Source organism: Nocardia coffeae (genome assembly GCF_019890715.1).
GTDB classification, from domain to species: domain Bacteria; phylum Actinomycetota; class Actinomycetes; order Mycobacteriales; family Mycobacteriaceae; genus Nocardia; species Nocardia jiangxiensis.
Genome location: NZ_JAINZY010000003.1, coordinates 176,491 through 200,121, shown reverse-complemented (window position 1 = coordinate 200,121; position 23,631 = coordinate 176,491). Strand labels below are relative to the sequence as shown.

Here is a 23,631-nt window from a genome sequence, read left to right as displayed (position 1 = left end):
TTGCCGGACTTCCGGATCGCCAGACTTGCAATCATGGGATGAATCACTCGAAATTGGTGTTCTCGGGCCTTTCGGAACCGTTAATGTTCCGTCAGTGAAACTGCTCGCCGACATCACCCCGCTGCGCAACCAGGACTTTCGCCGCCTGTGGACGACCAATATCGTCACGGTCATCGGGGCGCAGCTGACCGTCGTCGCCGTGCCGCAGCAGATCTTCCAGATCACACACAGTTCCGGATATGTCGGGCTGTCCGGACTGTTCGGACTCGTGCCGCTGATCGTGTTCGGACTGTGGGGCGGTGCGCTGGCCGACGTGATGGACCGGCGCAAACTGCTGTTGATCACCAGCGCCGGAACCGGTCTGACCTCGGTGCTGTTCTGGGTGCAGGCGCTGGCGGGGGTGAACAACGTCTGGCTGGTGCTGGGACTGTTCGCCGTGCAGCAGGGCTTCTTCGGCGTGAATCAGCCCACGCGCAGCGCGATCTATCCGCGGCTGCTGCCCGGCCATCTGCTGCCGGCCGCCAACTCGCTCAACGCGACGGTCATGCAGTTCGGCGCGATCGCCGGGCCGGTCCTGGCGGGAACGCTGATCCCGGTGCTCGGCCTCTCGACGCTGTACCTGATCGATTCGGTGGCCCTGCTGGCCACCCTGTGGGCGGTGTGGAAGCTGCCCGAGGTGCCGCCGACCGGCGATGCCCGGCGAGCCGGATTGCGCACTGTCGCAGACGGATTCGCCTATCTGACCACTCAGCGCATCCTGCTCGCCTCGTTTGCCGTGGACATCATCGCGATGGTGTTCGGCATGCCGCGAGCCCTGTTCCCCGAACTGGCCCACGACACCTTCGGCGATCCGATCACCGGCGGCGCCGCCCTGGGCCTGCTGTTCGCCGCGCTGTCCGCGGGCGCGGTGGCGGGCGGCATCTTCTCCGGCTGGCTCTCCCATCTGCGACGACAGGGCCTGGCGGTGGTGGTGTGCATCGCGCTGTGGGGTGTGGCCATGGTCGGTTTCGGGGTCGCGGTCGGGGTCACCGGACATCTGCTGAGCACCACCGTCGGACTCTGGATCGCGGTGGGCTGCTTGGCATTCGGCGGTGCGGTGGACATGTTCTCCGCGACGTTGCGCACCACCATGCTGCAGCAGGTGGCCACCGACGAGATGCGCGGCCGCTTGCAGGGCGTGTTCACGGTGGTGGTCGCGGGCGGACCGCGCCTGGGTGATGTTGCCCACGGTTTTGCCGCCGCGGCCTTGGGTACAGCGGTCGCGGCGGCCGGCGGCGGTGTGCTCGTGGTGATCGGTATGGTGCTCGCGGCGCTGGTCTTCCCGGCCTTCGTGCGGTACCGAGTGGCCCGCGCACATGCCGAAATCCCGGTCGTGTGATCATCGCGTCCCACTACCACGGGACCCCCGCGAAACTCACCTCGAACAGAGGTGACCGTGAGGTAGTCAACCAGACCCTCGCGATCCACCGCCAACGGCTAACGGCTAGCGTTGACGGTGAGCGCATCGAACACCGACCGTGCCCGATGCCTACCGGTTCTAGCCTGAGAGGGATCCTTCCGTGCCCGCTGAGAACATCATCAACGTCGACGACGACGCCAAGCCGGTACTGTCCTACCCCGGCGGCGATTACCCGATGACGGTCACCAAGGCCGCCGAGGGCAACGACGGGATCGACCTCGGAAAGCTGCTCGCCAGCACCGGGTACGTCACCTACGACCCCGGTTTCGTGAACACGGCTCCGACCAAGTCGGCGATCACGTACATCGATGGCGAGGCCGGCATCCTGCGCTACCGCGGGTATCCGATCGAGCAGCTCGCCGCCGGTTCCAACTTCATCGAGGTCAGCTACCTGCTGATCTACGGTGAGCTGCCGACCGCGGCCCAGCTGGAGGACTTCACCGACCGGATCCGCCGGCACACGCTGCTGCACGAGGACCTCAAGCGCTTCTTCGACGGCTTCCCCCGCAACGCGCACCCGATGCCGGTGCTCTCCAGCGCGGTGAACGCCCTGTCGGCCTACTACCAGGACTCGCTGGACCCGCGCGACCCCGAGCAGGTCGAGCTGTCCACGATCCGCCTGCTGGCCAAGCTGCCGACGATCGCGGCCTACGCGTACAAGAAGTCGGTCGGTCAGCCGTTCCTGTACCCGGACAACTCGCTGTCGCTGGTGGAGAACTTCCTGCGGATGACCTTCGGCTTCCCGGCCGAGCCCTACGAGGTCGACCCGGACGTCGCCGCGGCCCTGGACATGCTGCTGATCCTGCACGCGGACCACGAGCAGAACTGCTCCACCTCCACCGTGCGCCTGGTCGGCTCCTCGGACGCGAACCTGTTCACCTCGGTCTCCGGCGGCATCAACGCCCTGTGGGGCCCGCTGCACGGCGGCGCCAACCAGGCCGTGCTGGAGATGCTCGACGGCATCAAGGATTCCGGCGGCGACGTCAAGGAGTTCGTGCGCAAGGTCAAGAACAAGGAAGACGGCGTGAAGCTGATGGGCTTCGGGCACCGCGTCTACCGCAACTACGACCCGCGCGCGACCATCGTCAAGAAGACTGCGGACTCGATCCTGACCAAGCTCGGCGTGCAGGATCCGCTGCTGGACATCGCCAAGGCACTCGAGGAGGCCGCGCTCACCGACGACTACTTCGTCGAGCGTCGCCTGTACCCGAACGTCGACTTCTACACCGGCGTCATCTACCGCGCCATGGGCTTCCCCACCCGCATGTTCACCGTGCTGTTCGCGATGGGCCGCCTCCCCGGCTGGATCGCCCACTGGCGCGAGATGCACGGCGAGCCCATGAAGATCGGCCGCCCCCGCCAGATCTACACCGGCTACGGCGCCCGCGACTTCACCGAGATCAACGGCCGCTGAGCCCCTTCGGCACAGGCCCGCTTCCGACTCCGGAAGCGGGCCTTCCGCATTTCAACGCCCCGGCGTCGGCACCACGAGGCGAGAGCCCGCGCCTCGTGGAGTGAAACCCGCAGTGCGACAACACGGCCCGGCCGCGAGCACGGGCGGAATCGACAGGATGCCCCCGGTCCGGACACCGGTGCGCGAGCGCACGTACCCGGGGCCCGGTCGAACACTGCCGCTCACGCGCAGGTCGACGGCGGAAAGTAGCTGGTCGAGCGGACTTCGTGACGTCCTCGAGAAAATGCCCGGTCGTGACGGGAACTGAATCGGGGTTCGCGCCGTCTAATCCCTTCGAAGAGCATGAACATCCGCTCGTCGCCGGATGAGCGGGTCCTCGAGTCCGTTGGGGGGCACGATATGACAACCGAAGATATCGGTAATGGTCGCCAGCTTCAGGGCGGGTCGGCGCGCAGTGAATTCGCACGTCGGCTCTCGGCACTGCATCGGGCCGCGGGTGCGCCGTCGTTACGCAATGTCGCGATGCTGGCCCAGCTGCGGGCGAACGAGACCGGCGGACAAGCCCGATCGGCGCTGGCCTCGGCGCAGCGGATCAGCGATTGGCTCAGTGGGCGCAACGTGCCCGCGCGGTTCGAATCACTGCTGCCGGTGCTGCAGGTACTGGGCGCACGGGCCAAGCGCCGCACCGGGACTGCGGGCGAGGCGGTCAATACGCGCGCCTGGCGGATGCTGTGGACGGCGGCGCGGTCGAGCCCGGCCGATACCACCGGCGCCACGACGCAGCGACCGTATCCGGCCGGTGAGTACACCGAACAACACGAGGCGATCTTCTTCGGCCGACGCCGCGCGCTCACCGCCCTGCTGACGATGGTCCGGATGTCGGCGACGCCGCAGCGCCCCGCCGATGTGATCGTCCTGACCGGCGCATCGGGCGTGGGCAAGACCTCGCTGCTGCGCGCCGCACTGGTTCCGGCACTGCGCTCGGAGGGCGGCCGGTGGGCGGTCACGATGCTCACCGCGGGCCGCGATCCACTCGCGACGGCGGTCCGGACCTTCGGCGGCACAACCGAACTCGCCGTCGGCGGGCCGGATCTCGAAGTGGTGCGGCAGTGGGCGGGCGAGGCCCGGCCGGTACTGATCGTGGACCAGTTCGAGCGGCTGTACCGTCCCGAGATCGACCCGACCGAACGCGCGGCCTTCCTGATCTGGCTCAAACAGGTGGCCACGATCGGCACCGTGCTGATCTCGATCCGCTCGGACGACCTGGTCTCCTGTGCGCAGTACCCGTGGCTCGCGGATGCGGTGCAGCACAACAGTTTCACGCTGAATCCGATGCTGCGACCGGAACTCACCTCGGTCATCGTCGGCCCGGTGCGCAGTTGCGGCGCCGCGGTCGATCCGGGGGTGGTCGATCTGCTGCTCAACGCCCTGGAATCGGATCGGCCGATTCTGGACAGAGCAGCGGCCAATCCCGGTGAGCTGGCAGTCCTTTCCGCCACCATGCAATCGCTGTGGGCCGCGCACACCGGCGATCGCATCGATATCGCCGCCTACCGGAAGATCGGCGGACCGGCCGGGGAGATGGCCAGGATCGCCGAACGCCGGTGGGCCGAGCTGACTCCGGACGAGCAGACCGACGCCCGCCAGCTGCTGCTGACTCTGACCACCGTGCACCGCGACGGCAGCTACTCCCGGCGACGTACGCCCACAACCGATCTGCTGCGCATCGCCGCCCGGACCGGATCCGGCCGCGATCTGGTCGATCGCCTGATCCGCATGCGCCTGATCGTGGTGGAGGTGCGCCATGCCGACCTCGTGCACGACACCCTGCTGCACTGGGACCGGCTGCGCGGCTGGATCATGGAGAATCGCGCATTCCTGTTGTGGCGCCAGCGCATCGAGGACGACGCGGCCGAATGGTGTTCCGCCGACCGCGATCCCGGCCTGCTCTATCGCAGCGGCCGCCTCACCACCGCGATCCGGCACGCCGATCCGACCGCGAGCATCGCGGCCACCGAATTCCTGCGGGCTTCGGCCCGCACGGAACTGGGCGGGCCCGCGGTCGATCGCCAGACCGGTTACGACTACCGCAAAGTCGTCGGGCAATGACCGGCCGTCCCGCGCGAGAAATCCCCGCCGGACGGGACGCCGCAGGGCGGGTCGCAGCCGGAGAAACCGGGCCCGAGCGGGCACACTGGATGAAATGACCGAACATCCGGACGAGCAGGCCGACCAGGGCGACGAGACACCGCCCGAGCCCTCCTCGAACGGAACTCACCGCATGCCGGTCTGGTTGCCGCGGGCGATGGTGCTGGCGTTCGCACTGCTCGGCGCGTATCAGATCACCGACTGGGCGACGCACAAGCTGCTGGGGATCTTCACGATCATGCTGGTCGCGTTCTTCGTCTCGCTGGCGACCGAACCGGCGGTGAACATGCTCTCCGCGCGCGGAGTGCATCGCGGAGTGGCCACCGCGGTGGTCTTCGTGGCTCTCTTCGCCTCTGTCGCAGGGTTTCTCGCGGCACTGGTCACGCTGCTGGTGGAGACGGTCAGCAACCTGCTGCACGAATTGCCCGGTCTGATCAACCAACTCGTCGGATGGATCAATCACACGTTCCACCAGCACTTCACGGTGGATCAGTTGCGCGATCGCCTGCTGCACGACTCCAATGTGCTCAACAACTACGCCCAGACCGCGGCCAACAACGCGTGGGGCCTGTCCAGTACGGTGCTCGGCGGCCTGGCCCAGGTGCTGACGATGGCGCTGTTCAGCATCTACCTCACCGCCGACGGCCCGAAGCTGCGGCGCACGGTGTGCTCACTGCTGCCACCGCCCCGCCAGCAGGAGGTGTTGCGCGCCTGGGATCTGGCCATCTCCAAAACCGGCGGATATCTGTACTCGCGCGCGCTGCTCGCGGTGATCTCCGCGCTGGCGCACGGGGTGTTCCTGGAGATCCTCGGACTGCCCAACGCGCTGGCGCTCGGCGTCTGGTTCGGTGTGGTCGCCTCGTTCGTCCCGACCATCGGCACCTATCTCGCGGGCACGCTGCCGGTGCTGGTGGCGCTGACCATCCGGCCGATCGACGCGGTGTGGATCATCGTGTTCTCGGTCATCTACCAGTGGTTCCAGGACTATCTGCTGCAACCGCGCATCACCGCCCGCACCGTCGATGTGAACGCGGCCGTGGCACTGCTGGCGGTCCTGGCGGGCGGCGCCCTGCTGGGCGCGGTCGGTGCGCTGCTGGCGATTCCGGCCACCGCGACGGTGCAGGCATTCCTGAGCGAATACGTCCCGCGGTACGAGGTGGCCGAGGATCCGCGGATCGAACGCACCACCTCCCGCTATCGACGGCTGTGGCGACGTTCGCGGAAGTAGTTCGCCGCGGCCGGCGACGCTGCAAGGTCTTGTTAAGTGCTTGTCGAGTCCGGTGCGGGATCGTCTCTTCTGTGAGGTTCGACGGACCTCGCGATCCGATCACCGACTCGGCCCGCTTCGGAGGGGATGGCGGGGCGCGCGGATATCGGCGCGGCACGCGATATCGGATCGGACTGTTCCGGGGAGGGCAGTTCGATCCGGTCGCGGTCGCCTGAGGAAACGATTCGGCACGTCACGTCGGGGGGCGGACCGGATCCGGCCCGGCAGCAACACTCCGCGGGGAAATCGGAGTGCGGAGTCGTCCCGATGCGTGCAATGGTGCAGGTATGACAGAGACGTCGGGGATAACTCTGCGCTCCGGTACCGCGGCCGATGCCGACGCGGTACGACTGCTCGGCGACATCAGTTTCGGTGTGCTCAGCGATCCGGTCGAAAGCGAACGGGCTCACCGCCTGTTCGCGCTCGAGAACGGCATCGTGGCGCAGGAGGGCGATCGGATCGTCGGGTACACCGCCGCATATCAGCAGACGCTGACGGTTCCGGGCGGTCATCCGGTGCAGGTGGAGTCGATCGCGAATGTCGCTGTCGCACCGACGCATCGGCGACGCGGCATCCTGCGCGCGATGTACACCGAGCAGCATCACCGCACCGAGGCGCACGGGCTGCCGCTGACCATCTTCACGGCCAGCCAGGGCGGGATCTACGGCCGCTTCGGCTACGGCCCGTCGATCTGCCAGCAGCACATCCGTTTCGATCGTCGCTTCGCTCAATTCCATTCCAGCACACGGGATCCGGGCGGGGTCGAGTTGACCTCGATCGAGGAGGCACAGCGAATTGTGCCCCCGATCTACGACCGCTGGCGACGGGTGCAGCCCGGCGCGCAGCTGCGCCCGGAGCCCGCTTGGGAGGCGATGTTCGCCGACCATCCGCGCTTCCGCGGCGGCGGGACCGAACTGTTCGCACTCACCCACCCCGACGGCTACGTCCTGTACCGCTACCACCGGCGCGAATCGGGTTCCGCGCTCGAGGTGGTGGAGCTGCGCGCGACCACTCCTGACGCTCACGCCGCACTCTGGCGGACGCTGAGCACGCTCGAACTGTTCGATCACATCGAGGCGGTGATCGCGCCGGACGATCCGCTCCCGTATCTGTTCAGCGACCCGCGACTGGTCCACACCACGGGCCTGGGCGATGCACTGTGGTCGCGGATCATGGACGTTCCCGCGGCGCTGACCGCCCGGTCCTACGACGCGGACCTGGATATCGTTGTCGCGGTGCATGATCCGTTCCGGGCAGCGGGCGGCGTGTTCGCGCTGCGGGTGCGGGAGGGCCGCGCCGAATGCGCACAGACCACCCGCGAGGCCGATGTCGAACTCGGTATCGATGTGCTGGGCTCGGTCTATCTCGGCGCCCATCGGGTCCGGAGAATGGCTGCGGCGCACCGCATTCGGGCGAAGGACCCGGCCGTGCTGCGGGACCTGGACCTGGCCTTCCGGAGCGACCGCGATCCCGTCCTCGGCTGGGCTTTCTGACCGCACCACGGTCTCGTGTGCGGCGGCGGATACCGCGCTCGAGTATGCGTCCAGCCTCGGGCCGCGCTCAGCTCGAGCGTGGCAGCGCACCTCGCCGCAGCCGCCCACCCGGGAGCGCATCGACATGACCGAATTCGACCCCGCCCCGACCGCAGAACCGCCCCCTGAGCGCGGGACATGCTTTTTCCAGTGGCCGGTCCGGGTGCGCGCTGGCATGCTGGGGTTGTGGAGACGATTCGGTTCGTTCTGAATGTGATCTGGCTGGTACTGGCCGGGTTCTGGATGGCGCTGGGATATCTGCTCGCGGGGGTGATCTGCTGCGTGCTGATCGTCACCATTCCGTTCGGCGTCGCCTCGTTCCGCATCGCGAACTACGTGCTGTGGCCGTTCGGGCGAGAGGTCGTCGTGCGGCCGGGTTCGGGCGCTCCGTCGACGGTCGGAAACGTCATCTGGCTCATCTTCGCCGGATGGTGGCTGGCCCTGGGGCATCTGCTCACCAGTATTCCGCTGTTCATCTCGATCGTCGGAATCCCGTTCGGCTGGGCGAATCTGAAGCTCATCCCGGTGTCGTTGATGCCGCTGGGCCGCGAAATCGTGCCGAGTGAGGCCGTTTTCGGGCGCTGAACGCAGCGTCCGCGACCGCTTCGCTGGGATGTTATTCCGATTCGTCCACGATTTGCGTCATGATGCCGACCGCTTCGCGCAGCACGTCGAGCTGAGCGGCGGTCAGACCGGAGAGCTGGTCGGTCATCCACTCCTCGCGGGCATTGGCCTCGTCGGCGAGTAGCGCCCGGCCCGTCTCGGAGAGCGAGACGATGACCTGACGGCCGTCGGTGGGGTGCGGATCGCGCTTGACCAGTTCCATGTCCGTCAACGAGGCGATCACGCGCGTCATCGAGGGTGGTTGCACCCGTTCCTTGGACGCCAGTGCGCCCGGAGTCATGGAGCCGTCGCGATTGAGGGTCGCCAGGGCCGACAGTTGGGTCAGCGAAATCTGAGCCTCGGCGCGGCGACCCCGCAGATGTCGGGTCAGCCGAACCACCGCCAGGGAGAGGTCGGCGGCGAGGGCTCGTATGTCGGAAGCCGTTGTCACAGAGCTGAACGATACGTGACACGCCCGACCGGAGATGTTCGATCGCGGCGGTATCGTTGGCATCGTGACCTCCGACGTGCCCGAAATTCCGCCGCGCCTGACCGATCCGCGTCCGGTACTGGCCATCGGCACCATCTTGTGGGCGATTGCGACGATCGCGGTCTGGGTGAACGACGTGTGGGCTCCCGCGCGACCGATCTGTCTGATGGGCTTGGCCGTAGGTTTGCTCGGTTACATCATCTTCATGATTCAACGTCGCGGTGCGCGGCGTGGCGACAAGGGCGCACAGAAAGGACTCTGAGGGCGACTTTTCAGCGCTCGCGAATTGACTGTTCGCGTCCTTCCCGCTTAACTGCGTGGGTGTCCTCCCGATTGAGCGTCGAAGAACGCCGCGCCCACCTTATCGAGGCCGCTATCGGCCTGGCCGAAAAAAAGGGTGTGGCCGGGGTAACCACCCGTGACGTGGCGCAAGCCGCCGGAGTTTCGCTCGGTGTGGTGCATTACTGTTTCGAAAACAAGGACGCGCTGATGACCGAACTGGTCAAGGCACTATCGATGGAATTGCGCGATTCCGTCGAGACCAACGAAACGGTCTGGCAGGGCGTCGGAAGTGGAAAAGAATCGCTTCAAAATCTCGTACGAGCGAGCCTGGAACTTCTGTGGCTGAACATCGAAGCCACACCCGAACGACAGTTGCTGACCTACGAAACCACAACCTATGCACTGCGGGAAAGCGAACAAACTCCCGCCAAACTGGCGATCGCACGCGAGCAATACACATTCAACGACTCCACCGTCGGTGATGTTCTCGAACACGCCCGCGACGCCACCGGCACCCGGTGGTCGGTGCCGGTCGCCACGCTGAGCCGATTCACCCTCGCGGTCATCGACGGCATCGTGCTGCGCTGGCTGGTGGACAACGACAGCGAAGCGGTCCGGAATCAGCTGGACGTGCTCGCGGAGATGATCACGACGTACGCGCAATAGATTGCGCGCGAACGTGAGTCACCTCGCCCTCGCGCCACCACGGCACCTCGACGGTCGCCTCGTACGCGCCGCTCAGGTATACCCGCAGATTCTCGTGCAGGATCAACGGCGCATCCGCCGGAGCCGCACCGAACTGCAGTCGCAGCACCACGCCCAGCGGCTCGTCCTGCCAGGTGCCGACCCGGCCCGTGCCGAGCACCTCGGCGGTGACCGCCTCGGACACCAGCGGTAGATCCAGCAGGGTGGACAGGGCCCGCGCGGTATCGCGATCGCCCACGACCAGCCGATCCGGCGGCACCGCCAGGCCGTAGCAGGGTTCGTCGAGAATCAGGGCGTCGGCGGGATCGATCACCGCGCCCGACAGTGCGCGCACTCGCTCGGGCACGGCCAACTCGTCCAGATCCAGCAGGTCCAGCGCGGCCGCGAGTCTGCGGTGCGTCTGCGAAATCGCCTCCGGGGACGGGGTTTTCGTTGGATCGGCCAGTGCGTCGAGCAGGGCGGCGGCCAGTTCCGGGGTGATGGTGTCCGGATCGGCCAGTACCGCGTGCAGGGCGGCGAGATCGGCCGGATCGAGGTCGGCCGGGGCGGGCAGCAGACCGGCGAACACCTCGTCGCCGGGTGCGCGGAACAGTCCCAGCGCCGTGCCGCCGATCCGCGCATGGTGACGCAACCACCAGGCGGTGTAGCCGTCACGATCGGCCAGGCAGCGACGAGTGCGCGGCTCGGACAGCAACAGCCGCAACGCATTCGGCCAGGCGTCCTGATCGACCAGATCCAGATCACGCACGGCGATCAGTTCGGGCGGATCCTCGACCAGAGTCTCCCACCAGGTTTCCTCATCATCCAGATGGTGATCCGGGCCGGTCGGGTCGAGTTCGGTGACCACCGAGAATCCCCAGCCGACGCCGATCGCGCGCAATGCCTGCTCGCCGTAGCGGTCGAGAGTCGCGGAATCGACCGTGCCGAAGGGGGAATCGGGCGCGAGCACCCCGGCCAGTGGTGCGCCCGGCAGCAGCAACTCGTCGGCGGGCAGCAGTTCGCCGTCCTCGTCGGGCAGCTCCAGCGTGCCCAGCCAGTCCGGGAGCGCGGACGGATCGATCAGCTGCCCGGCCAGGCGAAGCACCGCCTCTACGGTGTCCGGATCGGCCGGATCGTCCTGCAGCGCCGCCTCCAGCGCCGGATCCGCGAGCAGATCCTCGACCGTGGCCTGGCGCGCACCGAGACGGCCCAGCAGATCGTGCGCCGCCTCCGGATGCACCAGGCGCGCCCAGTGCACGGGCAGGGCGATCTCCGCGACGAGATCATCGCCGTACGAGACGTCCACGAGCTCCAACTCGTCGCCCAGCACCACCGTGCGCGGCCCCGTCACGCGACGACCGTCGGCCAGCGGCACCGCGAGCGCCCCGAGTTCCTCGGCAGCCAGTGGATCGACCACGAACGGCTCGAGTGCGTCGTAGAACGAATACCACCACTGCGGTGGACGTTCCAGACTCGAGGACAGATCGGCGATGCGCGCCAGACCGATCCGGTGCACGTCCAGCACGTTCAGCGCGTCCGAAGCGGCTCGGCCGGAGAGTTCGGGAATCACGAGCGGGCCAAGCAGATCGGCGAGTAGATCCGCCAATTCTGTTGACACGCCAGAGAATACGCTCGCCCTGGCGGGAGTTGCCAGGGCGGTCCCGGGGTACTGCGTCTCGACGACACCTGAATCGGATACATCACCGAGCGAATCATCGAGGGCGACAGCCGATTCCGCCGTGCTGCCGATCGAGAGAGCCTCGGCGCCCGGTTGCGTCGTGCGGTTGATGCGATCGTCCGTGGCCGCTGCGAAAGCGGTCGATTCATCCACAGCTGCAGCGGCTTCCGCCGAACGATCGATCGGGATACCGCCTGCGTCCGATTGCGTCGTGCCGTCGATGAAGTCGTCCGTGGCGGATGCGAGAGCGGCGGATTCATCCACGGCGGCAACCGAAGGTGCGGATTCATCTGCGGTTGCGGTCGAGTTCGAGTTCGCTGGACCGAGCCCGGTCGGGTGCCGCAAGGAGGTTGCGGCGGGGTGGATCGACACCACCGGGAGCCAGGCTTCGGTGCGGAGTTCGGTGACGAGGGCTTCGCGGAGCAGGGAGTCCGTCTCACTGCGGGCGAATCCCGGGGCTGGGACCAGGATCAATCGGTCTCGCGGCGGGAGAGCTCGGGCGAAATCGGCGTAGCCGGAGGCCAATTCGACCACCCGGGCACCGGGCAGGAGGCGGCGGCGGTCGGGTTGCATGGGGATCTGCGCGATGAGCAGGGCGGGGAGGGACAGTTCCTCGTCCGAGCGGGTCGGTGCGCGCAGAACGTCGTCCCCGGCGGGGACCGGGCGACCGTCGACCACCGGCAGCAGCCAGCGGGCGCGGGCGGTGTCGAACTGCCACCAGATCCGTTCGCCGAACGCCGGACCCGACACCGTCAGCTGCCGCAGCCCGCTGCCGAGTTCGGTTGATTCACTGCGTATCTCGTCATCATCGATGCGCAGGGAACGCAGGGCGGGCAGTTCCAGGAGCAGATCGGCGGCCTCGGCGCGCATGGTGGCCGACAAGGCCGCGATGTCGACGTCCGCACGCAGATGAACGACGATCTCACTGTCGAATCCGTCGACCGGCTCCGCATCGAACGGCCAAGCGAGGCGCAGCGCGGGCGGCACGAACTCCGGGTCCTGCGGAAGGGCGATCTCGTTGCGGTGCAACTCATCCCGGGTGCGCTCGCGGGAGAACAGCAAAGTGCCCGTGCGGGAACGGAATTCGATCTCGTCGCCGACGGTGAGCACAGCAGTGAAGCCCACGCCGAACCGGCCGACCGAAGCGTCCGCACCGGGCTTCGCCGAAGCCCGCAGCGCGGTCAGCGCATGGACACCCGAAATATCCAGCGGCACACCGGTATTGGCCACATGCAAGGTCCGGCCCTCGAACCACGCCGCCAGCTTCCCCGGCACGCCCGCCCGAGCTGCGGCATCGGCGGCGTTCTGCGCCAGCTCCGTCAGCAGCCGATCACGGTATCCGGCGCGCACCAGATCGGCCTCGGTGGCCGCATCCTCACGCAGCCGCGTCGGCGACCCGCGCCACGCATCGAGCACCCCCGCCCGAAGGCCCGCCGACCCGAACCGATCCCCCACGATGTCGCTCAGCTCGACTCCGCCGCCCCGGAAGCGCCTTCGGCATCGCGCCGCACACGCACCGCCGACACCGCCCAGGCGTCGTGATACTCCGTCCCACCCGAGGCCGCGGCATCAGCGGGGCCACCGGAAACACCCTCGGCCACACCGGAATCCACCGAGGCATCGGCATCCACCGGGCCCGCGGCGGTGGTCGAATCCACCGACTCCTGCACAGCCGATGCCGAAGCACCGAAGCTCGGGACGGCCGCATCAGCAGAACCCGCGGACTCGCCAATGATGCTCGACGACTCGGCACCGGCCGCTGACTCGCCGAACCGATGCCCGGCCGCAGCAGACGTTTCGGCAGGGGTCGACTCCGCGGTTGCACCCGTCACCTCGGCGGATGGGGCCACCGAATCATGAAGGGGCTCCCCTGCCCGGGCGATTGCCTCGACAGCCGAGGCCGACTCACCCGGACCGGAAACGGACCCCGTAGACGACTCGGCTCCACTCGTCGACATGGTGGCAGATTCAGCAGCGACAGTCGCCGCTTGCTCGGACGGCTCCGCGGTCGAGACGAATGTTTCAGCGGTCGCACCCGAACCGGAGTCGGTTCCCGTGGACGGCTCGGCTTCGCTCGTCGGCGTGGTGGACGATTCAGCAGCGACAGTCGCCGCAGACTCGGACGACTCCGCAGACGAGGCTAATGTTTCAGCGGTCGCACCCGGACCGGAGACAGCGGTATCGGCTGAACCTGTCGGCAGCTCGTCCGCCGCTCCCGTCGAAGCTGTGGAGTGCTCGGGGGCAGTGGGCGCTGAGTCTTCCGCCTTGGGGAGCCCCGTGTTCGCGGAGTCCGCCGGGCGATCGACACTCACGGTCTGCGCGCTTGCCGGTGCCGACTCTTCTTCTGCCGCAACAGGGTTGGTCGAGGCCGGGGTATCGGTTGTGGCCCAGGGCCGGTCGGCCGGAGCGGTTCGGGACTCATCTGCGGTCTCGACGACAGCTGAGGTCGCTGCTGTGGAGATCGTCGACGGCGGGACGTCAGCCGATTCCGAGGACGTCGCGCCGGTTTGGTCGCTCGGCCTGGCCGTCGAAATCTGCTCGGAATCACTACCTGCGGCGAGTGCATCGGATACGGATAAATCCTCGGATTCCACTGCGGGAGAGGAAGACTCGACTTCCGAGGTCGCGGCGTCGGCGACACCCGCCGCCACTGCGGCGTCGGCCTCACCGTGCGCTGCCTCGATATCGACAGCCTCGGACGCGGCCACATCAGCGGCGTCCTCGCTCGCGGCCGTGTCAGCAGCACACTCGGTCGCCGCCACAGTCTCGGCAGAGTCGAAATTCACTGCGGTATACGCAGATTCGCCGGTCGCGGCAGATTCGGCGGTTTCAGCAACCGTGGTCTCGGTAGCCACGGCAATATTCTCCGCCGGACCGGCCTCAGTCACTTCGGCGCTCGACACGTCTTCGGACTCGACAACTCGAGCGGAAACTTCAGGAGAGCCGGACTCCGCCGATTCCGCTACGGCACCAACAGATTCCGCAGGCGCATCCTCCTGCGCGGACACAGCCTCCGGTCCGGCGACATCCGCCGCAGCGGCATCCTCCTGCTCGACGACGGCCGACGCAGCTACCGTCTCCGGCGCATCAGCAGCCGACGACGTGCCCGCACTTTCCGATGCGGCGACATCCGCCGCCCTGGGAGCATCCTGTTCCGCAACGACATCCGCCGCCGCGGCCGCATTCTCCGGAGCAACAACATCGGCAGAACCGACCACACTCGCCGCAGCAACAACATCCGCAGAACCGGCCACGTTCACCGGAGCGACCACATCGGCAGAGCCGGCCACGCCCGCCGAAGCAGCAGGGTCGGACGTTGTCACTGCGCTTGCCTGCTCGACGACATCCGCCGCCGCAGTGTCCTCCTGCACAGCCTCGCTCGCCGGTGCGAGCTCAGCCTCCACCGACGCGGACGCGTCCTGCTCGACGGCATCTCCTGCCGCGACAGCCGATGGCTTACGCAGTTCCTCGGGGGAGACGAGTTCGACGGCGGCGTCGTCGTAGGCCTCATAGAGGGGGGAGCCGCCGCCGGTGGGAAGTTCGGTGTCGGAGTGAGCTCCGCAGCCGTATTCGGCGTGGACGACGTGGCCGTCGGCGCCGAGGGCGTTGGCGCAGACGCCGTACGAGGCGCGCATGGCGCCGGCCAGCGGGACGTAGAAACCGCAGAGGCGACAGGTCGACGGGGCGGCGCGGGCCATATCGGTGTCGGGACCGTATTCGGTGAACCAGCGTTCGGCGGCCTCTTCGCGGCCCTCGCGGCTCAACACCTGCGCGCGGCCCTGGCCGAGTTCCTCGCAGACGTCGTCGACGACCGGGTCACCGGTCACCAGGTAGCCGGGGACCAGGCGCGGATCGTCCGACAGCGGGGCCAGCAGATCGCCGGGTGCGAGATCGCCGGGCCGCACCCGCTGATCCCACGGAATGAAATCGGGTGCCACCAAGGCGTCGGGCCCGGGGAGCAGGGCCGACTCGCTGACCGTGGCCCGGTCGGCCTCCGGCGGCGCGGCCACCACGACCGCCCACTGCCACCCGCGATAACCGGGCAAGGTCGTCGCGAAATGATGGGTGGCCGCGTACTCGTCCTCGGCGGTCACACCCAGATGCTCGCCCACGCCTTCGGGCTGCAGCTCCAGGAGCGCACGGCGAGCCACGTCGACCGCCTCCGCCAGGATCGGTCGCACGCCGGGCTCCGAAACAGAAACTGCGCTCACGTCCTACATTTTGCCGCATGGAACGCAAACCCCGTGCGTTGGCCGCGACAGGACTGCTCGCGCTGGCAGTGACGCTGTCCGGGACGACCGGATGTGACGTGCTCGACAACACCCCGCACCTGGGCGTACAGGTGCTGGCAACCCGTTCGCACGACCACACCGCGTTCACCGAGGGCCTCGAGATCGACGGCGACGTCCTCTACGAGAGCACCGGACTCGAGGGCAAGTCCGGTCTGCGCGCGAGCAGCCTCGGCACGGGCGCGCAACTGGCCCGCATCGACCTGGATCCGCAGTACTTCGGCGAGGGCGTCACTCGCGCGGGCGACACACTCTGGCAGCTGACCTGGAAGAACGGCATCGCCTTCGCCCGCGACCCGAGCACCCTCGCCGAACGCCGACAGGTGCACTTCGACGGCGAGGGCTGGGGGCTGTGCACACGCGGAAAAAGCCTGGTCATGAGCAACGGCACCAGCACTCTGACCTTCCGTGACCCAGTGAGTTTCACCCCGACCGGCTCGATCCGGCTGACCAGTCACACCGGCGCCCGCCTCAACGAACTCGACTGCGCCCCCGACGGCACCGTCTACGCCAACGACTGGCCGACCAACCACATCCTGCACATCGATCCCGGCTCCGGCCGGGTACTCGGCGATATCGACGCATCCGGCCTGCTCACCCCCACCCAGCAGGCCGGAGCCGACGTCCTGAACGGCATCGCCGACATTCCCGGCACCGACCATTTCCTGATCACCGGCAAGAACTGGCCGACCGCATTCGAGGTGCGATTCGTGCCCCGCTGAACCCCGAGCCACACGACGCCTGATCACCAACAACACCCCTGCCAACCACGATCACGGCGCGACTCGCACCCGCTGAACACCCGAACCACACGACGCCCGATCACCGACAACACCCCGGCCCGACCACGATCGCAGCGCGATTCGCACCCCACTGAACACCCGAACCACGGGGCGCCCCGAACGCCGGCAACACCCCGGCCGACCGGATTCGGAGTGGGATTCGTCACTCGATGAAAACCCGGCGGCCCGAACACACCGGCCCCGGCCGCACATTCATGGCGAGTGCGGGAGAATCGACGTTGTGACTGCCTCCCGTGACCCCTCCGGCACTGATCCGGGGCGGCGGGACGGCGAGGAATCCCCGCCCACCCAGCGACATCCCGGTTACGACCGGTATCCCCCGCCGCACACCTCGTCCCGCGATCGGCTGCCACCACTGCCGCGGCGCGGCAACGAGCCCGATGTGCCCGAATTCATGACCCGTCGCCTGCCCTCGGGTCAGTCGCCGTCGACGCCGCCGCGGGACGGCATGTCGCAGGAGACTCCGCCGGGGGGCGCACCGCCTCGGGACCCACCGCCGACCCGGCCACTGCGCGATGCTTCGTCCCGCGACACCCCGCCGGACACCGACCCACCCGCCGAGGATCCCGGCGCCGAGGGCAAGAGTCCACGCAAGCTGACCGTCACCCGAGTCGTGGCGATGCGCAGCGTCGAACTCACCGGACGCGGCCTGCGCACCTTCCAGCGCGCGGCCGAGGCCGACGGCGCGGGCGAATCCGGGCTCACCGCACTGGTTTACGCGACGATGGCCAACTTCGCCCTGGACGCGGCCATCGCCGTAGCCCTGGCCAACACCCTGTTCTTCGCCGCGCAGACCGCGGAGTCCAAGGGCAAGGTGGCGCTGTACCTGCTGATCACGATCGCCCCCTTCGCAGTGATCGCACCGCTGATCGGCCCCCTGCTGGACCGGCTGCAACGCGGCCGCCGACTGGCGCTGTCCGGCTCGTTCGCCGTGCGCGCGGTGGTCGCGATCGTGCTGATCTTCAACTTCGACGGGTGGGCGCTGTATCCGCTGGCCCTGGTGATGATGATCCTGAGCAAATCGTTCGCGGTGCTCAAGAGTGCGGTGACCCCGCGCGTGCTGCCACCGGATATCGATCTGGTGCGCACCAATTCCCGGCTCACGGTCTTCGGACTGGTCGGTGGCACGCTGGGCGCGGGTGGTCTGGCCGCAGCGGTCGCCGCAGTCGCCGGATCGCCGGGCGCACTGGTCTTCGCCGCGCTCATCGCGGCCGCCGGGACGTATCTGAGCCTGCGTATCCCGTCCTGGGTCGAGGTCACCGAGGGTGAGGTCCCCGCGACGCTGGGCTACCACCGCGACAGTGAGGTCCTCGACAAGGACGCGACGTCGCCGATCAAGCCGAACAAACGCCGTCAGCCACTGGGCCGGTCGGTGGTGACCGGTCTGTGGGGGAACAGCGCCATCCGGGTGCTCACCGGATTCCTGACCTTCTATGTCGCCTTCGTCGCGAAATCGACCGAACACCGTCCGGTGCAGCAGGCCGCGATGCTGGGGGCGATCGGCGCGGCGGCGGCGATCGGCAACTTCGCGGGCAATGCGACCGGTGCGCGGATGAAACTCGGACGTCCGGCGCTGATCGTGCTGGAGTGCACGGCCGCGTGCACGGTCGTCGCCGTGGTCGCGGCGCTGACCGACAATCTGCTGGGCGCGGCGCTGGCGACCCTGGTCGCCGCATGCGCCAGCGCTTTGGCGAAGGTCTCGCTGGACGCCTCGATCCAGGACGATCTGCCGCCGGAGTCGATCGCGTCGGGATTCGGCCGATCCGAGACGGTGCTGCAGCTGTCCTGGGTGGTCGGCGGCGCGGGCGGCGTGCTGCTGCCCACGACGTGGTGGGAGGGCTTCGCCGTGGTCGCCGCGGTGCTGGCACTGGGATTGGTGCAAACCTTCGTGAGCTACCGTGGGCATTCGCTGCTGCCCGGCCTGGGCGGCAACCGACCGCAACACGCCAAGCAGGAGGTCCACGCGGACTCCCCGCCCGGCGCCGCATCCCGACCAGCGACAGGAAATCCGTGACCAAGCCCAGCACCCGCACGATCGTCGCGCTGGCCGCGGCAGGCGTGCTCGTTGTGATCGTCGCAGTCGCCGCGGTCGTCACCGTGGCCGTGCGGAATACGACCACACCGGCTCCGGCACTCACGGTGTACGCGCACGGGAAATCCGTCACCGTGCCCCCGTACAAGTACTGCACGGTGGCCGGGATCGCCGAGTCCGGGCAGGTGCACATGAACCCGTGCCAGCAGAGCGACATCACCGTGCCGGTGCGGCCCGCCGGGAATCCGGTGCAGATCTCGCTGCCGAAGAAGATCGCCGACGCACCGTGGGTCATGGTGCGCGAGTACGTCCTTCCCGACAATCGCACCGTGGTCCGCGATGTGAAGACCTACCTCGACTTCGATCCCGGCACCCTCGCCCTGACCGTCCCGTCCCGCCCGACCCCCAACCTGCGTCTGGTCGGCCTCGAACTGCAACTGGTCCTGCCGGCTCGCGACGAGATGGGCCAAGAGTTCTTCGTCCCGTACCAGGCCTGGTCGATCAAGACCGCCTGAGCGGCGCAGATCTGCTTCGAGCATCCGAGCTCGTCGATCGATCCGGCCTATTTCGTGACGGAAAGAGTTGCGGGAGGGCGTGATCCGGGTAGTCCCAGCGGTACCGCGAGATCGGGACGAATGGGTGCGGCCGGGATGCGTTCGAGCACTCCACCGGCGAAAACGTCGTAGAGCGGCAAGGTTTCGAGGTGCACATAGCCGATGTGGCAGTCGCACTCGGTACGTGGGCACGGGCGGGGTGCGAGTGCGGTGCGATAGGAGCCGTCGTAGAGGTTGCCGAGGACTTCGGGGACGAAATGGCAGCGGCGGACCGTGCCCTCGCCGTCGACGGACAGGACACGGGAACCGGTACGGCATGGTTGTCCGGCGGAGCGGTGCGGGTGGCGGCTGTAGGGGAACAGCGGATCCAGTGCGGTCCAGACATCGGCCTGCGCCTCGGTGTAGCTGTGGCCCTCGGCGGCGTTGACCCAGAGGTAGACGTGGTCCGGCAGATCCGCACGCAACTGCCGCGCGGACGCGAGATGCTCCGGGAGGCCGACGATTCCGACACTGAAGCGCACACCGGCTCGCACCAGGCGCTCGACCTTGTCCAGGAAACGCGGATACGGCGTCTGGCCCGGATGGAAGGTGCACCACAGAGCCAGCGCGTCCGGGTCGGCGTCGGCGAGCCAGTCGATCCGGCAGCTCAGATTGGTCTGGATCGCGACGCGTTCGACCTGCGGCAGATGGGAAAGTTCCACTAGCGCACGGCGATACCAGGACCGCACCAATCCCTCACCCCAAGGGGTGAACAGGATCGAGAGCCGATCGTCGCTCCGCTCACTCGCCCAGGCGGTGAATCGCTCCAGGGCGGCGCGATCGGCACGCAGTTGCGCGGGCGTGTCGCGGCGTTTGGCGAACGGGCAGTAGGGACAGTCGTAATCGCACGATGCCAGCGGGCCGCGGTACAGCAGCGTCAGATCCATCACCGGTCAACGCAATTCGTAGGCGGCCATGGCGGATCGGACCGCGGGTGAGAAGAATTCGGGACCGATGGCGTCGGAGTAGGCCAGTCCGAGGGGTGTGAGGCGCAGTCGGTCGGCATCCGCTTCCAGCCAGCCTCGATCGGCGAGCAACCCGAGCTGATCGGCGAAATCCCGGCCGGGTTCGCTGCCGAACCGCAGCCGGTACTCGGCGAGCGTCAATCCCTGCGCCTGGAGCAGGGATTGCAGCAGATGCCGCCGCCGAGCCTCCTCTGCATCGACCGCGCGGCCCACCACTGCATGGTTGAAATCCGATGTAGCGGTGTAGGTATCGATGATCGACCGCACCTCGCGCATGGATACCGCGTAGTCGAACGAGTAGTGCATCGTGCTGGTGTACGAGCGGGCGCCGCAGCCCAGGCCGATCATGCCGTCGGTCTGGCAGGCGTAATCGTCGGGACCCTGCGGCGGCGCGTCGACGCGCCGGAACATGCGCATGGAGATCTGCTCGTAGCCCTCGGCGAGCAGGCGGTCACGGCCCTCGCGGTATCTGCTCAGCCGCTGGACATCCCAATCCCGTTCGGAGGCAGCGGGATCGATGTGCCGCCCCAGACCCGTGAGCGGGCGCACGTAGAGCGGATACAGATAGATCTCCTCGGGCCGCCAATGCAGCGCAGCGTCCACGGACTGCCGCCAGCTGGACTCGGTCTGCCCGTCGATGCCGTAGATCAGGTCGATGTTGAGCACCGGGATTCCCGCATCGCGGATCCGGCCCAGTGCGGCCTCGACGTCGGCGCGATGCTGCGGGCGCACGGCCGCGCGGGCCTCGGCGTCGACGAAGCTCTGCACGCCCAGGCTCAGCCGCGTCGTCCCGCGCGCGGCCAGTACGGCCAGGCGATCGGCCGTGGCGGTGGCGGGCGAGGCCTCGACCGACAGCGGGATCGCCCGCAGATCAGCACCCATCACCCGTTCGGCGATATCGCACAACCGTTCCAGCTCGTGCGCCGCGAGATAGGTGGGTGTGCCGCCGCCGAACGCGGCCGTGGCGAACCGCGGCTCGGGCCGCTCGCCCAGCGCATCGCGCACCGCATGCGCCTGCCGATCGAGTGCGTCGAGATAACGCCCGGTCAGCCCGTCGGGTGCGCCGACGCGGGTGAACAGGTTGCAGAATCCGCAGCGCACCTCGCAGAACGGAATGTGCAGGTACAGCGACAACGCATGTCGCGCTTCGTCTCTCCACAGATCGGCCAGCGCCGGACGCGGTGTCAGCGGCCGGTACGACGTCTTGTGCGGATACGCGTAGACGTAGTTCTGATAGGGCCGGGGTACTGCGGCGACGGTCACGGCGACGGCTCCAGAAAGAAATGACCGTAGGGGACGGTCCAGACCGATTCGTGGCCCAGGCGGTGCCCGGTGTATCCGCCGTCTCCGTAGGCGGTGCCGTGATCGGAGCAGACGATGGCGAAACAGCGTCGCCGCGAACGCATCACGTCGAACAGCCTGCCCACGTGCCGGTCGATGTAGCGCAGGGCCGCGGCATGGGTGGCCCGTGTATCGCCCGCATCGCGGGTGGCTTCGGGCAGATGGAACCAGTTCGGCTGATGTAGTGCGGAAGCGTTGAGGAACAACAGGACCCGCCGTTGCGGGGGCAGTCCCGCGACGACCTTCTCAGCGCACGCCACCTGCGCCTCGAACGAGGTCGGCGAGGTCACCGAGAATTCCGGCTCCCAGTGACTCTCCGCGAACAGACCGGGCAGCGCATTGCCCAGCGCGCCCTGCTTGTTGAAGAAGCCCACCCCGCCGATGCACACCGTGTGGTACCCCCGCCCGGCCAGCGCGGTCACCAGATCGGGTGCGTCGAAGACGAAGGTGCGTTCCGCAGTGGTCTCGCTACCCGCGAACTGTGCCGCGAACAGGCGCGGATGCGGACCGGGCACGGCCGGCGTGGGCAGGAATCCGGCGAATATGGCCTGGTGGGAGGCATAGGTGAAATTGCCCGGCGCATGGCGGCGCTGCCATCGACCACCGGGCAGATGGGCGGACAATGTCGGCAGCTCACCCGCGGCGGCCAACTCGGCGGCCACGTCGTACCGCAGCGTGTCCAGCGTGAGCAGCAGCAGGTCGTCATGGCCGACAACCTCGTTCATATCGGGATCGAGGTCGGCGAGGATCGAGTCGAGGCCCGCGAGATCGGGGGCAAGGTCGACCGGATCCGAGTCGAAGCCGGCACGATCCGGTGCGGGGCCGACCGGGTCCGAGTCGAGACCAGCACGAGCCGAGGTGAGGTCGGTGCGAGATTCGGGGACGGTTGTCATCGGAGATGCCTTCCGGCCGAGACGAGTTCGCGGGCCTGCGGCCCGTCCGGGCCGTACCGCCGGTGTGCCGCGAGGATCTGCGCGGTGTAGGTGTCCAGCCCGGCGGCCGGACCCTCCGGCAGGCCGGTCAGGCCCGGCAGCAGATCTCCGAACGCGTTGACCTCGCCGACCACGAAACGTCGCCAGCCGATCGCGGGCAGCAGATCGACTCCGACGCAGAGCGTGTCGGGAAAGCAGGCGGCGGCCTGCTCGCAGATCGACAGGGCACGCGCCCAACGGTTCCCGGCGCGGGTGCACACCTCGTCCAGATCACCGCGGGCGCCACCGAGATGCAGATTCGTCAAGGGTGTGCGGGCAGTGCGCACGACGGCATGGGTCGCGCGCCCCGCGACCACCACGACCCGCAGATCTGCCGAGCGGCCCCGCAGCGCCGCCTTCGGAAGCCAGCGTTCGATGTGCAGGCCGTCGGGTGCGAGCCGGTCGACGATCGCGGCGATCTCACGTTCGTCGGTGTATTTGCGCACGCGCAGCGAGTTGTAGAGCCGACCGTCGGAGGTGAGTTCGACGGAGGTGGTCGCCTGGACGCGTCCCGACGCGGTCGTCTCGACCGCGAGCACCCCGGACGCCGAGGAACCGTGTGCGAGTTTGACGAATGCGCGCGCCAGACCGGCCGCACGCATCCGCGCACGCACCTCGGACCAGTCCCGCACCGCGATCCCCGCACCCGAGGTGGGCGAATCCGGAACCGGCACACCGCGAGCCGCCAGCCGCGCATGGCACAACCGTTTGTCGAACAACACGGCCAGATCGTCCGGATCGTCGAGCCGGATCCCGCCCCGCAACGACCGCACCGCCCGTAACCAGCCCGAATACCAGCGCGCCGAACCTTCCACCCGGGCAGGCTCTTTCACACCGCACAGCATCTCGTCCACCACCGGGTCCTCGCCCGGCGAATCCAGGCGCACCAGCTCGTCCGGCGCGAAATCCTGCCCCGTGCCGCTCAGGACCGCGCACCACTCGACCACTCGCGGTCGCGGCAGCCCGGCCGCCCGCGCGGCCTCGGCGAACATCCGCACCCGCCGATTCGCGCCGTTACCGACGACCACCCAACGGCGCGGATCGTCGCGGCTCACCGGTGAATCGTTCTCCGCCATGGCC

At 68.1% G+C, this 23,631-nt stretch carries 18 protein-coding genes; 11 read left to right on the top strand and 7 right to left on the bottom strand.

Annotation, left to right across the window (positions count from 1 at the left end):
* Nucleotides 1-94 precede the first annotated feature (94 nt).
* From K7711_RS14530 to K7711_RS14505, 6 genes are all read left to right on the top strand, one after another.
* A complete protein-coding gene (locus tag K7711_RS14530; protein WP_222969716.1) occupies nt 95-1,378 on the top strand; it encodes an MFS transporter in 1,284 nt (427 codons plus the stop codon).
* Between the two features lie 181 nt (nt 1,379-1,559).
* The gene (locus tag K7711_RS14525) at nt 1,560-2,873 is read left to right on the top strand and encodes a citrate synthase (protein ID WP_222969714.1); all 1,314 of its coding nucleotides are present in this window, start codon (nt 1,560-1,562) and stop codon (nt 2,871-2,873) included.
* A 399-nt stretch (nt 2,874-3,272) separates the two neighbouring features.
* On the top strand, nt 3,273-4,982 hold the full coding sequence (locus K7711_RS14520) for an ATP-binding protein (RefSeq protein WP_222969712.1): 1,710 nt from the start codon (nt 3,273-3,275) through the stop codon (nt 4,980-4,982).
* Between the two features lie 94 nt (nt 4,983-5,076).
* The gene (locus K7711_RS14515) at nt 5,077-6,249 is read left to right on the top strand and encodes an AI-2E family transporter (RefSeq protein ID WP_235747187.1); all 1,173 of its coding nucleotides are present in this window, start codon (nt 5,077-5,079) and stop codon (nt 6,247-6,249) included.
* 326 nt (nt 6,250-6,575) lie between these two features.
* Complete coding sequence (locus tag K7711_RS14510) at nt 6,576-7,781, top strand: GNAT family N-acetyltransferase (protein WP_222969710.1); 1,206 nt, start codon at nt 6,576-6,578, stop codon at nt 7,779-7,781.
* A 234-nt stretch (nt 7,782-8,015) separates the two neighbouring features.
* Nucleotides 8,016-8,405 (top strand): YccF domain-containing protein, encoded by a 390-nt coding sequence (locus tag K7711_RS14505; RefSeq protein ID WP_218008727.1) that lies wholly within the window; start codon nt 8,016-8,018, stop codon nt 8,403-8,405.
* A gap of 31 nt (nt 8,406-8,436) precedes the next feature.
* Here the strand turns inward: K7711_RS14505 and K7711_RS14500 are convergent, their stop codons facing one another.
* Complete coding sequence (locus K7711_RS14500; RefSeq protein WP_308014724.1) at nt 8,437-8,874, bottom strand: MarR family winged helix-turn-helix transcriptional regulator; 438 nt, start codon at nt 8,872-8,874, stop codon at nt 8,437-8,439.
* A 64-nt stretch (nt 8,875-8,938) separates the two neighbouring features.
* Between K7711_RS14500 and K7711_RS14495 the strand changes: the two genes are divergently transcribed.
* Together K7711_RS14495 and K7711_RS14490 are read left to right on the top strand one after the other, a co-directional pair.
* Nucleotides 8,939-9,175 carry a DUF2530 domain-containing protein gene (locus K7711_RS14495; protein ID WP_372460135.1) on the top strand — a complete coding sequence of 79 codons (237 nt, stop codon included), beginning with the start codon at nt 8,939-8,941 and terminating at the stop codon, nt 9,173-9,175.
* A gap of 71 nt (nt 9,176-9,246) precedes the next feature.
* Entirely contained in the window at nt 9,247-9,861 is a 615-nt protein-coding gene (locus K7711_RS14490) for a TetR/AcrR family transcriptional regulator (protein ID WP_235747186.1), read from the top strand.
* On the opposite strand, the gene K7711_RS47570 is transcribed toward K7711_RS14490, so the two are convergent.
* A complete protein-coding gene (locus tag K7711_RS47570) occupies nt 9,842-13,012 on the bottom strand; it encodes a sacsin N-terminal ATP-binding-like domain-containing protein (RefSeq protein WP_308014723.1) in 3,171 nt (1,056 codons plus the stop codon). The two genes, K7711_RS14490 and K7711_RS47570, sit on opposite strands and share 20 nt — an antisense overlap.
* An 8-nt stretch (nt 13,013-13,020) precedes the next feature.
* Nucleotides 13,021-15,768: a DUF3027 domain-containing protein gene (locus K7711_RS49285; protein ID WP_372460134.1), complete on the bottom strand. Its 2,748-nt coding sequence runs from the start codon at nt 15,766-15,768 to the stop codon at nt 13,021-13,023.
* A 17-nt stretch (nt 15,769-15,785) separates the two neighbouring features.
* On the opposite strand from K7711_RS49285, the gene K7711_RS14475 reads away from it, so the two are divergent.
* The 3 genes from K7711_RS14475 to K7711_RS14465 all read left to right on the top strand — a co-directional run bounded on the left by K7711_RS14475 (nt 15,786) and on the right by K7711_RS14465 (nt 19,196).
* A complete protein-coding gene (locus K7711_RS14475) occupies nt 15,786-16,568 on the top strand; it encodes a glutaminyl-peptide cyclotransferase (RefSeq protein ID WP_222969703.1) in 783 nt (260 codons plus the stop codon).
* A gap of 301 nt (nt 16,569-16,869) precedes the next feature.
* The gene (locus K7711_RS14470; protein ID WP_308014722.1) at nt 16,870-18,663 is read left to right on the top strand and encodes an MFS transporter; all 1,794 of its coding nucleotides are present in this window, start codon (nt 16,870-16,872) and stop codon (nt 18,661-18,663) included.
* Nucleotides 18,660-19,196 (top strand): DUF2771 domain-containing protein, encoded by a 537-nt coding sequence (locus K7711_RS14465; protein ID WP_222969701.1) that lies wholly within the window; start codon nt 18,660-18,662, stop codon nt 19,194-19,196. Before K7711_RS14470 ends, K7711_RS14465 begins: the two co-directional genes overlap by 4 nt.
* Nucleotides 19,197-19,243: 47 nt before the next feature.
* Here K7711_RS14465 and K7711_RS14460 read toward each other — a convergent pair whose 3' ends face one another.
* Genes K7711_RS14460 through K7711_RS14445 form a run of 4 tightly spaced genes read right to left on the bottom strand, consistent with a single transcriptional unit; the run spans nt 19,244 to nt 23,627 of the window.
* Nucleotides 19,244-20,161 (bottom strand): STM4011 family radical SAM protein, encoded by a 918-nt coding sequence (locus K7711_RS14460; RefSeq protein ID WP_222970339.1) that lies wholly within the window; start codon nt 20,159-20,161, stop codon nt 19,244-19,246.
* Nucleotides 20,162-20,167: 6 nt separating this feature from the next.
* Nucleotides 20,168-21,502, bottom strand: a complete 1,335-nt coding sequence (locus tag K7711_RS14455; protein WP_222969699.1) for an STM4012 family radical SAM protein — start codon at nt 21,500-21,502, stop codon at nt 20,168-20,170.
* Nucleotides 21,499-22,473, bottom strand: coding sequence for an STM4013/SEN3800 family hydrolase (locus tag K7711_RS14450; RefSeq protein ID WP_235747185.1), 975 nt, complete (start codon nt 22,471-22,473; stop codon nt 21,499-21,501). The genes K7711_RS14455 and K7711_RS14450 overlap by 4 nt, the downstream gene beginning before the upstream one ends.
* Nucleotides 22,470-23,627, bottom strand: coding sequence for an STM4014 family protein (locus K7711_RS14445; RefSeq protein WP_222969697.1), 1,158 nt, complete (start codon nt 23,625-23,627; stop codon nt 22,470-22,472). The genes K7711_RS14450 and K7711_RS14445 overlap by 4 nt, the downstream gene beginning before the upstream one ends.
* Nucleotides 23,628-23,631 lie beyond the last annotated feature (4 nt).